Source organism: Pseudoalteromonas sp. NBT06-2, from assembly GCF_002276045.1.
Taxonomy (GTDB): Bacteria; Pseudomonadota; Gammaproteobacteria; order Enterobacterales; family Alteromonadaceae; genus Pseudoalteromonas.
Genome location: NZ_NQMR01000068.1, coordinates 17,833 through 32,807 on the forward strand (window position 1 = coordinate 17,833; position 14,975 = coordinate 32,807).

10 protein-coding genes are annotated in these 14,975 nt (G+C 34.0%); 6 read left to right on the forward strand and 4 right to left on the reverse strand.

What is annotated here, in order from left to right:
- The first annotated feature begins 16 nt into the window (after positions 1 to 16).
- Genes CJF42_RS13840 through CJF42_RS13850 form a run of 3 tightly spaced genes read left to right on the forward strand, consistent with a single transcriptional unit; the run spans position 17 to position 3,356 of the window.
- On the forward strand, positions 17 to 1,753 hold the full coding sequence (locus CJF42_RS13840; protein WP_095367256.1) for a thiamine pyrophosphate-binding protein: 1,737 nt from the start codon (positions 17 to 19) through the stop codon (positions 1,751 to 1,753).
- Entirely contained in the window at positions 1,750 to 2,577 is an 828-nt protein-coding gene (locus CJF42_RS13845; RefSeq protein WP_095367257.1) for a citrate synthase family protein, read from the forward strand. Before CJF42_RS13840 ends, CJF42_RS13845 begins: the two co-directional genes overlap by 4 nt.
- Positions 2,562 to 3,356, forward strand: a complete 795-nt coding sequence (locus CJF42_RS13850; RefSeq protein WP_095367258.1) for a citrate synthase family protein — start codon at positions 2,562 to 2,564, stop codon at positions 3,354 to 3,356. Before CJF42_RS13845 ends, CJF42_RS13850 begins: the two co-directional genes overlap by 16 nt.
- A 52-nt stretch (positions 3,357 to 3,408) precedes the next feature.
- Here CJF42_RS13850 and CJF42_RS13855 read toward each other — a convergent pair whose 3' ends face one another.
- Genes CJF42_RS13855 through CJF42_RS13865 form a run of 3 tightly spaced genes read right to left on the reverse strand, consistent with a single transcriptional unit; the run spans position 3,409 to position 7,998 of the window.
- Positions 3,409 to 5,541, reverse strand: coding sequence for a TonB-dependent receptor plug domain-containing protein (locus CJF42_RS13855; RefSeq protein ID WP_095367259.1), 2,133 nt, complete (start codon positions 5,539 to 5,541; stop codon positions 3,409 to 3,411).
- A 14-nt stretch (positions 5,542 to 5,555) separates the two neighbouring features.
- A complete protein-coding gene (locus CJF42_RS13860) occupies positions 5,556 to 7,076 on the reverse strand; it encodes a sensor histidine kinase (protein WP_095367260.1) in 1,521 nt (506 codons plus the stop codon).
- Between the two features lie 13 nt (positions 7,077 to 7,089).
- On the reverse strand, positions 7,090 to 7,998 hold the full coding sequence (locus CJF42_RS13865) for an ABC transporter substrate-binding protein (RefSeq protein WP_095367261.1): 909 nt from the start codon (positions 7,996 to 7,998) through the stop codon (positions 7,090 to 7,092).
- A 121-nt stretch (positions 7,999 to 8,119) separates the two neighbouring features.
- Between CJF42_RS13865 and CJF42_RS13870 the strand changes: the two genes are divergently transcribed.
- Positions 8,120 to 10,411 carry a sensor domain-containing protein gene (locus CJF42_RS13870; protein WP_252097612.1) on the forward strand — a complete coding sequence of 764 codons (2,292 nt, stop codon included), beginning with the start codon at positions 8,120 to 8,122 and terminating at the stop codon, positions 10,409 to 10,411.
- Positions 10,408 to 11,268 carry an acyl-CoA thioesterase II gene (gene tesB, locus CJF42_RS13875; RefSeq protein ID WP_095367262.1) on the forward strand — a complete coding sequence of 287 codons (861 nt, stop codon included), beginning with the start codon at positions 10,408 to 10,410 and terminating at the stop codon, positions 11,266 to 11,268. Before CJF42_RS13870 ends, tesB begins: the two co-directional genes overlap by 4 nt.
- A 29-nt stretch (positions 11,269 to 11,297) precedes the next feature.
- On the opposite strand, the gene plsB is transcribed toward tesB, so the two are convergent.
- Positions 11,298 to 13,763, reverse strand: a complete 2,466-nt coding sequence (gene plsB / locus CJF42_RS13880; RefSeq protein WP_095367263.1) for a glycerol-3-phosphate 1-O-acyltransferase PlsB — start codon at positions 13,761 to 13,763, stop codon at positions 11,298 to 11,300.
- Positions 13,764 to 13,935: 172 nt separating this feature from the next.
- Between plsB and lexA the strand changes: the two genes are divergently transcribed.
- Complete coding sequence (lexA, locus tag CJF42_RS13885) at positions 13,936 to 14,553, forward strand: transcriptional repressor LexA (RefSeq protein WP_095367264.1); 618 nt, start codon at positions 13,936 to 13,938, stop codon at positions 14,551 to 14,553.
- Positions 14,554 to 14,975 lie beyond the last annotated feature (422 nt).

Here is a 14,975-nt window from a genome sequence, read left to right on the forward strand (position 1 = left end):
TTTATTGGAGGTTTATATGACAACACTCGTGTTGGAACAAAAGCATACGGAGCTACTTTCAAATTCACAAGAAACTTACGCTGATTTGATAATTCGTTATTTAGATGAATTTGAAAGTCAGTTTGTATTTGGTGTACCTGGAGGTGCTATTGAACCATTTTTAAATGCATTGGCAAGAAGTGAAAGGAACAAAAAAACCAAACTTATCGTTGCTCGTCATGAAGCCGGTGCTGCTTTTATGGCCGATGGTTTTAGTCGTGAAACAGGAAAGCTTGGTGTGTGTTGCGCCACAACAGGACCAGGCGCAACTAATTTATTAACCGGTGTCGCATGCGCATATACTGACAATATTCCTATGTTAGTGATAACTGCACAAGTTGCGATTGTTAAATTTGGCAGTGGTGCTTTACAGGATAGTTCTTGCTCAGCAATCGATATGATCGGCATGTTTAAGCATTGTACCAAATATAGTAGTTTAGTATCACATGTACAGCAGTTAGAGCGAAAGCTAAAAACCGCAATTTTAGCCGCCTTTACAGAACCAAAAGGCCCTGTTCATTTAAGTATTCCGTCTGATATTTTAGGCAAAATAACCCAAGTTAAGCCTTTACAAAATGTCAAATTACTCACTCGGACAAGGCCTATGTTTGATCATTTGGCATATCACCAATTATGCTCCAAGATAAAAGTTACAAGTCGTATCGTTTTATTTATAGGTAATGGTGCTCAGTCATGTGGTAATTATATAATGACATTAGCCCATAAACTTCAGTCCCCGATTATTTGTGACATGATGGGAAAAGCGTGGGTTGATGAAACAGATCCTTTATTTTATGGGGTTTATGGCTTCGCTGGTCATCAAAAAGCTAAAAAGTTAATCGAAAACCAAAAATTTAGTTTGTTAATAGCAATTGGTACTCAGTTGGGGGAGTTAGCTACAAGTGGTGGTGATCTTTTGTTATTGAATCATAAGCTAGTACATATAGATCAAAATTTAGAACATTTTTCACGCTCGACTATGGCTAATTTACATCTACACGGTCATATCCCTTCTATATTAATTAAGTTGCTTCATGACCCCGAAATAGAGCAAAAAAACCTGATTGTTCATGATATTGCTACTTATTTAGAGCAAGAAACTGAAATTTTAGCTCGCGATAAAGTTTTACATCCTCAGTTTTTATTTGAGTACTTAAGCCAAAGTTTACCTGAAGATACACGTACCTTTATTGATGCTGGTAACGCCTGGTCATGGGCAAGTCATTATTATTTACGTGCCGATTATGAAGGTTATTATCGGATAGCGACAGGATTGGGTGCTATGACTTGGGCTATCGGCGCATCAATTGGATCTGCTTGTATTGCAAAAAATAAACTCACGATTTGCATTACTGGAGATGGATCTTATTTAATGAGTGCTCAAGAAATTACGGTTGCAAAGCAGCATAATTTACCTGTTGTGATTATTGTTTTAAATGATAGCGCATTGGGAATGGTAAAGCATGGACAACTACTTGGTGGGGCAGAACCTTTGGGGTATGAATTGCCGGATATTAATTTTTCAGCAATGGCTAAAGCTATGGGGATTAATAGTCTTGAGATCACTAATATTAATGACTTAACTAAGATTAATTGGTTGGTATTGAAAGAGCTTAAGGCTCCCACTTTAATCGATATTCATATAGATCCAATTGTTATTCCTCCTATGGGAGAAAGGATCAAAGGGCTGGCAACAAGTGGAGATGCAAAATGAGTGAAGTATATTTGAAGTCCTATTCATGGAATGAAATTACGGATCCCCAAGATCAATACCAAACAAAAAAGCATTTATGCCATGGTTATGATGTATATGGCGATATGCTATCTTATGCAGATTTGACAGATTTAAAACTCTTATTGTTATTGGGAAAGCCACCTTCATTAGATGAAAAAAAAATATTTAATGTATTAGAGTTCTGTTTAGCAAATGCAGGACCGAGAGATTTTTCAGTTCGTGCTGCAATGAATGCAGGTGTGGGTGGCTCATCTCCTGCAGCGGCCTTAATGGCATCTTTAGCTGTTTCATCGGGTAATCTATCTGGTATTAATGAGTTAAAAAGTTTAATAGAAAGTTGGCAACAAGCAGATGAAAAAATAGAGAGTTGGATTTGGCTTGAAAATAAAAAAACTCAAGCTGAAATATTACCTGACTTTGAGCATATACCAGGCTTTGAGATAAAATCTAAAGTGACTCCATTACCTGTATTGCAATCACTCAAAGTCCTTAGCTCTGTAAAAAACACGACTAAAATTCAGTATCTATATGATCATCATTTAGCGTTAACGCAATATCATCAAAAAGGCTTAACCATGATATCTGTTGCAGCCTGTGTGTATCTAGATTTAGGTTTATCTATTGAACAAGCGCAGTATCATTATTTACAAGCAAAATTAGTGGGGGCAGCCCACCATGCTATAGAGCAAAAAAGCTTAGGTTGGAAAAATTTTCCTTTTGCGAAAAAAATTAATTTGAAAAATGATCCGGGTTTTAAAGGGTTACCTGAAATAGAAGGATTAAAACCATGCAGCAAACCTTAGATTTAGAGAGTTATTCAACTGAAATAGGGGCTGCTTTCTTGGGTGAGAGAGCTGTTTATCGAGGAAAAGATTTACATCATGAATTAGGAGATAAAACCTGGTTTGAATTATTAATTTTTGGCATTAAAGCAAGAAAATATAGTTTGAAAGAAGTTAAAATTTTAAATTATATATGGCTATCAACAAGCTACCCAGATCCACGAATTTGGCCTAATCAAGTAATGGCTTTAGCGGGTAGTGTCAGGGCAAGTATTTGCTTGGCCAATAGTGCTGCTATGGCTTTAACTGAAGCGACTATTTATGGTCAAACGGCGTTTACTAAAGGGTTTGACCTTTTTAAACGAGTAAATATTAGGCTTAAACAGGGTAAATTATTAGATGAAATTTTAAAACAAGAGATTAAGGAAAATAATATACTTTATGGTTATGGTCGACCTATTTCAGCGACAGATGAAAGAGTGCCTCATTTTATGAAAAAAGTATCTGATTTAGGGTTTAAATCAGGTAAATATTATAAAATTGCATTCGATATTGGAGACTATTTAAAGCGTAATAAAGGTTTAGAGATGAATATTAGTGCGCTTTATAATGCTATCTGTGCGGATTTGGGTTTTACTTTATTAGAATATCAAGCTTTTATGATTCACTGCTTTAATGCAGGCATGTTGCCATGTTATCTAGAAGCTAGAGATAATGCGGAAGGTGATTTTTTTAACTTACCAGTATCAGCGGTTAAATATCTAGGGAATCACTTGCCAAGGTCTTGGCCTAAAGTATAATATTATAAGGATCAATCGCATCACTCGAATTTGAGTAATGCGATTGAAATATTTAAAAATTATATTTTACATTAAACCATAAACTCCGTTTATAATGTGGTAAATCATCAGGAAGATCAACAGTACTAGCACCTTGAGCTGGTCCTATACTGGATTCTTTTATATCATAATTTAATAAATTTTTTATTGAAAAAGATAAATTAACATTGTTTATCAATTCTGATGCAATTAGGGTTGCATCAACTTTGTGGTAACCATTTAACGCCTCTCTAGGATCATTATCCATTCTTTCTCGTTCGCCGATGTAATTCCATTGCACATTTAGCTGCCAAATATCAGAGATTTGATTATGACTTGTTAAGTAAACGGAATGATTAGCTGCATGGCCTGGAGGAGAGATAATTTTGATATTTTGTGAAATATCAACCTTTACCTCAGAATCTTGATAGGCATAACTAGCTGATATCGACCAGTTAGTATTTACCTTTACTTTAGCCTCAACCTCAATGCCATGACCAGTCTGTTCACCTGAATTTTTCGCAGATACTGTATTTGCGCCAGTATCTGGTACAAATTGAATGCTATCATCTATATGGTAATTAAATACATTGAAATCTAATTCAAGATTATTATTAGGTTTATAATTGAGTGCCAGCTCATAGGTATTGATCACTTCCGGTTTTAGATTGGTATTACCTAGCGCAACAGGGTTATTAATTGCATATAACTCAGTAAAAGAAGGGGCTCTAAAAGCTTGGCCGTATAAGGCTTTAAAAGATAAGTTATAATCAGCTGACCATACTAAGGCTAATCTAGGGTTCAGGGTAGAACCAAAATCAGAATAATCATCATAGCGGGCACCAATAGTAAGCTCCCAATCAGTTAAAATTTTCCATTCATCTTGTAAGTAAAAGTAATGATTATCTCTTCTATTTTCATGTAAATATACGGCATCGGTATCGCTTACATCTGTTAAGCCTTGCGGTAATGGCATAAATGCAGAGTCGAAGTTTTTGCTTTCTTTTACTTCATAAATTCCGCCGTCAAATAAACCTAACCCCATGCGAATTAAATGTTTATTTCCTTTGTAACTTAAGGTAGCTGAGGCTCGAGTATTTTGTTCTTTGTATTCAGGATTTCCTATCATGCCATCAGGGTACATGCCGTAAAATCCACCTTCAGGAAAAAGGTATGTATCTTCTTCCGAATTCATAGTGCCATGGTAATAGCTTGTTTTAAATTGATATTCCCATTTATCCAATATTTGTTTTTTATAAGTTAAATCGAATGTTGTGCGTTCACTACCATAGCGACCATTGGGGTCTAAGGCACTAGCAATACCAAAATCAGTACCAATATTATATCTACCTTGAAAGCCAAGTCTCAAAGTTAAGTTTTTATAATTGGCTTCAACTCTAGCTTCAGTGGTATCCACTGAGCGATTTACAGTACCAGGTACTAAAGAAGCATTTGTTCCTATTGCATTATCAATACGAGACTGCGCATCATGATTAACTGTTGGGGCTTCACCATCTGTTTTGCCATATTCTAACGACAGAAAATATTTTAAGTCAGAATCATTATTTGAAAATTGAATGAAACTATTACGGTTATTAAAGTTACCGATAGTAAGACCCATGTTATTTTTCGAGTTGAGCTGACCATTTTTAGTAATAATATTTATAACACCTGCGAATGCATCCGCTCCATAAATAGCCGAACCGGGTCCTCGAATAATTTCAATTCTTTCAATTGCTTTAATAGGCATCCCGGCCCATACATTACTTTGGTTACCAGTGAATAAACTCGTTATGGGTGTATAGTTGATCATTAATAAAGTTTGAGGATTATAAGTGGATGAAATACCTCGAATAACAAATTTATCTAAATTATTTTGCGGGTGTTTTTCAATGTGTAGACCAGGCACCATTTCTAATACATGACGTATATCTTGTGCGCCTGATTGCATAATTTGCTGTTTGGTTATGATACTGGCAACGGCTGGGGCTTTATTGATCGGCTTACTATAGCCTGTTGCTATCGATATAAACTCATCACCGCCATAAAAGTCAGCAAATTCATCGCCATCATCAAACATATTCTTTTCTAACTCTTCTAATGCCCAAGTTGTGCAAGAGAAAAGTGATAGGAATACTAACCACGAAATATTTGCTTTTTTCATCATACATCAGCCTGATTTTAATAGGTTTTGTGTTTCACTGTGATTGGTAACTCCAGTGTAAAGCAAGATCCTTCGCCAAATTGACTACTTACTTTTATATTACCACCTAAAAGTTTAGCGAAACTTTTTGATATCGCTAGGCCGAGTCCAGTTCCGCCATATTTTCTTTGTTCTGTACCATCTACTTGATGGAACTCTTCAAAAATGTACTTTTGTTGTTGTATCGTTAACCCGATACCATTATCGATTACTGTTAATCGAAATGTGTTATGCATGTGATCAATTGATATCGTGATTTTTCCTTGGTGTGTAAATTTACACGCATTTGATAGTAGGTTTAAAATGATTTGTAATAGTTTTTCTTTATCAGTAGATAGTGTTATATCACTAAATGTATCAATAGATAATGTATTTTTATTGTTTTTTACTAATGGATAGACTGTACTTGCACATTCTTTAATGATTGCTTCTAATGAAGTTTTTTGAATATTAACGTCCATTTTTCCTGATTCTGTCTTTGCGAGTGCTAAGATCGAGTTTATTAAGTTTAGTAAACGTCCAGCTGCTTGTTTTACTTTGTTTAAATCTTCAACTTCTTGCAGCATTACTGCAAACTCTAGCTCTTCAGATACCAAATCAATGTACCCAATTATCGATTGTAATGGCGTGCGTAATTCATGACTGATATTGGCTAAAAATTCTGATTTAGTTCTTAGTGCAGTTAAAGCACTGTCTCGTGCTTGGATGAGTTCTTGCGTTCTTAACTCTACTTCAGTACTCAGCCGATCGTTGTAGTTTTTAAGATTTTGTTCTTGATGTTGTAATGTTTGCATCAATTGATTGAAACTATAGGCCATTTTTTGAACTTCTTGAGGGCCGTTCGTTGGAGCAAGCTTAAATTCTTGTGTTTTACGTGCTTGATCCATGATGAAGGATAGCTCTCGAATTGGTTGGGTCAATCGCGTCACAATAATTGCGGTTAATATGCCAACAATTAAAGCTATAATTAAACCTGTTATAGTATTTCTATACAGTAATTCTGAGGTAATAAAATGTAATGAAGCTTTACTCACATTTAACGATATATACCCTAAATATTGCTCGGTAGGTTCATCAAACTGGAGTTCACTTTGTTCTGTAGATTTTAAATAAACAGGTGCCATTATTTTCCACGAATCTAATGTATCAATTATCTTTAACTCATCAATAATTTGCGCATGTTGTGACTGCCAAAACTTACCCTGATGATAAACTCCCACATTTTCAGAGGTAAATATAGCTGTGCCTAAAATGTCTTGAAAATTCATAATAGGAGAAAGTGCATCATGAGCATCTTGTTTATTATGAGTAACTAAACTAAGCACACTTCTATGAGCTAAGTCTTCGGCGATTTGGGTTGTATATTCTTTTAGATTTTTTTCGATTTGTATACTTGAACTGAAATAATTTAAAATAGCGGCTAAGAATGACAATATAGAAACTAAAGATACCACCATAATCAGTAAACGTTTACTAAAACTAAATTGTTTATTAAGCAAAGGTGCCTCTCAATTATAGGGGGGTTGGATAGGTAGCACTGAAAGATTCTTTTTGTCCGTTACTGTATTTTAATCCGAGGTGATCAGCTGTTCTTAAATTGACTCCTAATTTGTTACTTTTCATTGGTTCAACACCAGGTTTTGTTTTTTGATAATAAAGTTGTTTAACCATTTGTACTAAGCGTTCACCCGAACCTTCATTATTTGGAAAAACAGAGAATAAAGTACCGCGTTTAGCATGAGAGGGTTTAGATGAAAAAAGCAGTAATTTTTTTCTCCAACTTTGCTTTAACACTAAAGGTAGAACGACTTCTTCATTGGACGTGATTTTATCTAAGGGTAACCATAAGGCATCTTTTTGGTTATCAGCTGATTTAATCACTTGTTTATATGTGGCAATTGCATTTGGTAAATCATTAACTTTATAACTACTTAGCGTTAACTGGCGTTGTTTTGCGGCATTGTGTGCTAAATCAATTAGCCATTGATTAATAGGACTGTAAATAACATGAACTTTTTTTGTATTGGGTGCAAGTTCTAATAGTTTATTGAGTAAACTATTGGGATCTGCGATTAAGCTCACTCCGGAAATACCATTTGGTTTTAAAGGCAGTGCACCACTGACAAAAGAGATGTTATTCATTAATAAATCAGCCATTAAAAAGCCACGACGACCTAAAGTAATTACCATATCGACATTGTTACTTTTAAGTTTTTTTAAAAGCAGCTCTGGGTCATAATTTTTCTTTAAGGCATGGTTTTCAATATCTTGTTTATATTTTGATTGTATGCCATTTAATATTTGTTTAAAAACGAGATTATATGGCGCTCTTACTTCAGGATAAAGCACAGCTAAACGTTCAGCATAAATCGGACTACTGAAAAAATTTAAAATGAGTAAATAGATGATTATTTTTAACAATATTTATTTCTATTTATTATCTTTATCAAATCCATTATATCTAGATTAAATGTAAATAGGGATAAATTTATAATGAATAATTAGTTTGTTTAATTTATTTATAGGTTCTTAGAAGTTACTTATGAAGTATGTTATTTTTATATTTCGTAGTTTATTATTGATTTTGCTTATGCCTTTGGTGGCTTTAGCAACACCCACATTTTGGGATTTTTTTAATAAGCATAATTCTATTATGCTTTTGATAGATCCCCGAAGTGGGCATATCAAACATGCAAATAATGCAGCTAGCCAATTTTATGGTTATAGTCAAAAACAATTACAATCTATGACTATTCAACAGGTAAATACATTAACGCCAAAGCAAGTATCAGAGGAAAGACGATTAGCCGAACAACAAGGGCGTAATTTTTTTATATTTAGGCATCGATTAGCAAATTCAGAAATAAAAACTGTTGAGGTGTACTCTGTCCCGCTCAATTTCGATGGAAAAACGTTACTTTACTCAATTATTAGGGATATTTCTAAAGAACGAGGATTAGAAGCTGATCTTTGGCACTACCAAACGCAATTAGAAGCTATGGTCGAGTTACAAACTAAGGAATTAAAAAATCAAAGTGAATTATTAATATATATTTTTTCGGCTGCAATTTTATTTATGTTGTCACTGATTCTTGTGCTTGTTATTACGTTACGCCATGTTAATTCATCCCGCAAAAAATTAATAAAAAATGAAAAAGAATTAAGACTTGCAGCTGGCGTGTTTGAAACAGCAAGTGAAGCTGTGATGATCACTAATACTCAAAATCAAATTATAAAAGTGAATAATGCTTTTAGTGATATTACGGGTTACCGAGAAAATGAAGTGATTAATCATAGTTTAACCCAGTTTAAATTTACATCTGAAGATGCTGTTTATTTAAAAAATATATTTACCATCATAGAGAATCAAGGACATTGGCAAGGAGAACTTTGGAGCAAAAAAAAGAATGGTGAGAGGTACCTGCAGAAGTTGGCCGTATCGACCATGAAGGATCCTAATAATCATGTTGAAGGATATGTTTTTTTGTTTAGTGATATAACGCAAAGAAAAGCGGATGAAAAACGTATTTGGAAGCAAGCTAACTTTGATTCTTTAACAGGACTAGCTAATAGAGGTTTATTTATAGAACATTTCTCTCGGAGCATTGAGCGAGCCAAAAGAAGTAATAAGCTAGTGGCATTGTTATTTATTGATTTAGATAGATTTAAATATATAAATGATACTTTTGGTCATGCCGCAGGCGATTTATTGTTAATTGAAGCTGGAAACCGTATTAATAAAAACTTAAGAAAGGCAGATACAGTTGCACGTTTTGGTGGCGATGAGTTTGCTTTGGTATTACCTGACATTAATGACTTACATAATGTAGAAGCAGTTGTTAATAAGCTCTTAATATCATTGTCTCTCCCTTATGATTTAAAAGGAAAAAAAGCAATTATATCAGCGAGTATTGGCATTGCTATTTATCCTGAAAATGGTTCTGATATTGATATTTTATTAAGAAATGCAGATAGTGCCATGTACAAATCGAAAGAAATAGGCCGTAATACCAGTTACTTTTTCACACATGCAATGGATGTTGAAGCACAGCGTCGTAGAGCCCTTGAGCAAGCACTACATAGCGCGGTAAAAAATAATGAATTAAGTTTAAATTTTCAGCCTATAATCAACTTGAAAACCGGTGAAGTTGCAAGCTGTGAGGCATTAATTTGTTGGCAACATAGCGAATTTGGTATTATTTCACCAGAGGAGTTTATCCCTTTAGCGGAAGATGTAGGCTTAATAATACCCATTGGTGAATGGGTATTAAAGCAAGCTTGTAATGTGGCGATGAGTTGGTTTAATTCAAAACAAACAAAAATTCCTTCAATATCCGTTAATTTATCTAGTTATCAATTTAAAAAACAGGATATTACCAAATTAGTTAAACAAATATTATTTGAAACAGGACTACCGGCCTCAAGGTTAATCCTAGAAATTACCGAAAGTTTGTTAGTGAATGATGATGAATCAACGTTAAATCAATTAGAGCAATTGAGAGCCTTAGATGTTTCAATATCCATTGATCATTTTGGTACGGGTTACTCTTCATTAAGTTATTTAAAAAAATTTCCCATCAATTATCTGAAAATAGATAAATCTTTTGTGATAGACCTAGTATTAGATAATGAAAGTAGAGCCTTAATTGAAGGTATAGTATCGATGGCCAAAAGTCTAAAATTAGATGTGACAGCCGAAGGTGTTGAAAGTAATGCGCAAGCTACATTTTTGAAATCACTTAACTGTTCATTTGCTCAAGGTTATTTATATAGTAAGCCTTTAACTGAAATAGCTCTAAATCGTTATTTAGAAAAAATAAGGTATAAGTTATGAGCCAAGTATTAGATGATTTATTGTCATTATTGGATTTAGAAACCATAGAAAAAGGGCTTTATCGAGGTAATAGTCAAGATTTAGGATTTAAAGCTGTTTTTGGTGGGCAGGTAATGGGGCAAGCTTTATCAGCTGCAAAAGAGACTGTAGTTGAAGAACGGTTGGTACATTCACTGCATTCATATTTTTTACGTCCAGGGGATGCTTCAAAAGCTATCGTATATGACGTGGAAAATATTCGAGATGGTAAAAGCTTTAGCACTCGCAGAGTTAAAGCGATTCAAAATGGTAAACCTATATTTTATATGACGGTATCATTTCATAATGAAGAGCCGGGTGTAACCCATCAAGCATCTATGCCTAATGTTCCTGGACCTGAAAACTTACGCTCTTCATTAGAGTTTTATCGTGAAAATGCCAGTTTGATCCCTGAAAAAATAAGAGAAAAAGTATTATGTGATAAGCCTATTGAAATAAGACCGGTTAATTTTCAAAGCCCATTTAAGCCTGAAGTGACATTGGCAAATCGTTATGTTTGGTTCAAAGCCTCTGGTGAAATGCCAAGTGATCCACGTATTCATAAATATTTATTAGCTTATGCATCTGACTTTGAGTTTTTACCAACGGCATTACAGCCTCATGGCCTTTCTTTTATGCAGCCTAATATGCAAGTTGCCACCATAGATCATGCTATGTGGTTTCATAGAGAATTCAAAATGGATGAATGGATTTTATATGCAGTCGATAGTCCATCTGCAAGTGGTGGCAGAGGTTTAGTGAGAGGACAGTTTTTTAACCAAGGCGGAGTCTTAATTGCTTCAACCATGCAAGAAGGATTGATCCGCCAAAGGAGATAGTCAGTTTTAATAATGTAGGGCTAATCTTATTAGCCTATGCATTTATTGTTATGTTGAGATGTAGTAAGTTCAATCGACTGTAAAACATTAGGTGAAAGTAAATGAGTTACTCTATCATAGAGTTCAATAAGCTCTGAGCTAGATTGAAAATCATTATTATGATCAACTTCTAATAATTCATTTTCTTTGAGGCCTAAAATAAAGCTATTTAAAACTTTTTTATCAAAGAATTCTGGTGTTTTTATACCGTGTAGCAAGCTAAGTCTTTGTGCTAAATTTTGGCTACTTGTTTCTAATTGAGCGCGACTCACTCCAGATCCTTTTGGAATAAGGCCCAATACCACAGCATATCTTTGTAAAGTACAGTCAATTATACGACTTAGTAAATCTAGCTGAAAATATGCACTGCTAGAATCACTGATGATAGATATATCATCTCCTATAACTTGAATTAAACCTTGCTCATGTAAGTTATTTAAGATCGTTTCTATATAATCATTGGCTAAAGGTTTTAAAAACCACTCAACTGCAAATAATGGATAAAGTTTTCCTACTAATTTTTTACAGCTTTCTATATTTGTTTTTTGTTGTTGTAAAATAAAACGAGCCAACAAACTTGGAACACAAAAAAGATGTATTACATTATTTCTATAATAGTTTAATAGCACTTTTTCTTTATCTTTAATTACTACAATATCGCCAAATGAATCTTGTAATAAGTTTAACTTATTTAGTTTAAGCGCATGTTCTAATAGTGTGTGCGCATCTTCATCTGGTTGCGTCACCCTATCTGTATAAGGTGCATGAGTTTGCAGGTTTAAATAAAGTTTTAGTTGGGTTAATACTTCAGGCCGACTTAAAGCATGTTTATCACTATTTAATAATATGAGCGCGAGTAGGTTAATTGAATTTAATGCCGCTGCATTATTTATATTTACCATGATCTGTTGCGCTAAATCACTTACTTGTCTGCCTAACCATTGTGGCTTTATAGAGTCATCATCACTAATAGAATCACGCCAATCAGGCTGGTTATCATTTAAAAATTGATTTACGTTTATTGGTTCTGCAAAATTAACATAACCACGACCATAGTTTTTTAAATTTTTAATCGCTTTAAATATACCGAATATAGACTCATTCTTTTTATGATCACCAGCCAACTCTTTTAGATAGGTACTTACTTCCATTACATGTTCATAGCCAATATAAACTGGTACGATAGAAATGGGCCTATCTAAGTCTCTGAGCATAGCTTGTATAGTCATCGCTAACATGCCTGTTTTAGGTGCTAGCAATCGACCTGTTCTACTACGGCCACCTTCCGTATAAAATTTTATCGAATGACCTTTGTTAAATAACTGAAATAGGTATTCTTTAAAAATAGTCGAGTAAAGTTTATTTCCCTTAAATGAACGGCGAATAAAGAACGCACCACAACGCCTAAATATTGGACCTGCAGGCCAAAAATTAAGGTTAATTCCTGCAGCTATATGTGGTGGTACTAATCCTTGCTGATAAATAGCATGAGTTAATAACAAATAATCCATATGACTTCTATGACATGGCACATAAATAACTTCGTGACCTTTTTGCGTTAGTTCATTCACTTGCTCAATATTTTTAACGTCAATACCATTATACAGTTTGTTCCATAACCAAGTGAGCACTCTTGCAAAAACACCAATAACAGCGTCGTTATAATTAGCGGCAACCTCATTGAGTTGCTTTAAAGCATTTTCTTGTGCTTTATCATTACTAATATTTTTGCTTTTAGCTTCATCAGCAATTGCTTTTTTTATATTTTTAGAAGCTAATAATCCTTGAAATAGTTGGTCTTTTGAAGGTAGTTTAGGTCCTGTTACAGCCAACTTTTGACGTTTAAAATGTGCACGTGCCACTCGAATTAGCTTATGAGGTAAATTATCTGTTGCATGTTTTTTATTTAGCAATTCTCTTGCGTTAACGGCTTGGCTAAAACGAATAATATTATCTCGACCTGAAAATATAACAACTAAAGATTTACGCAACCAACTAGGGCTTAAAGAATGAGACAATAAAGTACTTAGTCCAGGTTTTTCTTTACCTGGATCCCTGCCCCATAATATGGTGACAGGGATAATCTGCACTGTTTGCTCAGGGTTATCTTGCAACGCTTTAAATATTATTTCACCTTGACCCAAAGCGTTTGTTTTTTTTATTTTAGAGCCAAATAAAGGAGTAGGGTTTGCTAAAGGAATTAAACTTGGCAGTGAATAGTCTCCTAAGTTTTGATTTTTTCTTGGATTAGGTAACCCCAGTTTTTTACATTGATGTCCTAATGCAGCTATATCACTGCGAGAGTTTAGTCGAGTAATATAAAAAGTTGGTAAATTGGCTTTAAGACCTAATTGTGAGCAAGGATCTTCAGGGAGCAGTTTGCTTTTTACAAAGATACTATTAGCTAATTTAGTTAATAAGTTAAACCCTGTATTCAAAAAAGAAAAAAATGCCATTAGTTTACCTAAGAAAAAAATTTGCGTAAGGATATCAGTTATTCAATATTTATTATAGAACTGGCCTGACCATGAAGTTTATGAAATGGTGAACATCTTTAAATAGATGTTTACCATTTTAAATTAACTGTATATACTCACAGTAACATGTACTGTATGGAAACCCAGTTGTATGCGTCCATTAACAAAACGACAAGCACAAATATTAGAATTAATTAAAGTATTTATCAAAGATACAGGCATGCCTCCAACAAGGGCTGAAATAGCACAATCTCTCGGGTTTCGTAGTGCAAATGCAGCTGAGGAGCATTTAAAGGCCTTAGCTAAAAAAGGTGTGATCGAAATGGTACCTGGCGCTAGCCGTGGTATTCGTGTTGTTGAAGAAGATCAACCTGAGCAACTTGGCTTACCATTAATTGGTCAAGTCGCTGCGGGCTCTCCGATACTTGCGCAAGAGCATGTCGAAAGCCATTACGAAGTTTCAGCTGATTTGTTTAAACCAGCGGCTGATTTCTTATTACGTGTTAATGGTATGAGTATGCGAGATATAGGCATTATGGATGGAGATTTATTAGCCGTTCATAAAACGCAAATTGCTAATAATGGTCAGGTAGTTGTTGCCCGAGTGGGTGACGATGTCACCGTTAAACGTTTTGAAAAAAAGGGAGATAAAGTGCTCTTACACCCTGAAAATAAAGATTTTTCAGATATTGTAGTAGATTCAGAAAGTGAGTCGTTTAATATTGAAGGCTTAGCCGTAGGTGTTATTAGAACAGCAGACTGGATGTAAGTTAATTTACATCTAGGTTCAAGCTTTTTAACGCTAATGTCTATTCAGATAAATGTATATTAGCGTTTTTTATCATTATTATAAATTAAATACTTCAAATTTCATTCATATCAATAAAAATTATCCAAATTCTATTTTCTAATAGAAAACTTCTACCTATCTAGCTACAAAGCTTGTTTTTACTGCTTTTATCTAAATTTCCCTTTCATATTTTTTTTATTAACTTACTGATTTTACAAATTTATCAAAAATATACTTGTTGTTTTTTTGTTAAAACTTGCACAAATAACAATCATAGACTAATTGGTTATAGAGCTGTTTAAAATAAAATTAATTTAAAACAGTAATAAAAATAAATACCAATAATAATAGTGAAATGGCATAGTGCGTTAGAGGTTAAATTTAATTACCTAGTCTGAGGT

What these genes read in the sequence shown, in the direction of transcription:
- CJF42_RS13850 (WP_095367258.1), top strand. Translation starts at nt 2,562, where the DNA reads ATGCAGCAAACCTTAGATTTAGAGAGTTATTCAACTGAAATAGGGGCT.
- CJF42_RS13845 (WP_095367257.1), top strand. Translation starts at nt 1,750, where the DNA reads ATGAGTGAAGTATATTTGAAGTCCTATTCATGGAATGAAATTACGGAT.
- plsB (WP_095367263.1), bottom strand. Translation starts at nt 13,763, where the DNA reads ATGGCATTTTTTTCTTTTTTGAATACAGGGTTTAACTTATTAACTAAA.
- lexA (WP_095367264.1), top strand. Translation starts at nt 13,936, where the DNA reads ATGCGTCCATTAACAAAACGACAAGCACAAATATTAGAATTAATTAAA.
- tesB (WP_095367262.1), top strand. Translation starts at nt 10,408, where the DNA reads ATGAGCCAAGTATTAGATGATTTATTGTCATTATTGGATTTAGAAACC.
- CJF42_RS13855 (WP_095367259.1), bottom strand. Translation starts at nt 5,541, where the DNA reads ATGATGAAAAAAGCAAATATTTCGTGGTTAGTATTCCTATCACTTTTC.
- CJF42_RS13840 (WP_095367256.1), top strand. Translation starts at nt 17, where the DNA reads ATGACAACACTCGTGTTGGAACAAAAGCATACGGAGCTACTTTCAAAT.
- CJF42_RS13870 (WP_252097612.1), top strand. Translation starts at nt 8,120, where the DNA reads ATGAAGTATGTTATTTTTATATTTCGTAGTTTATTATTGATTTTGCTT.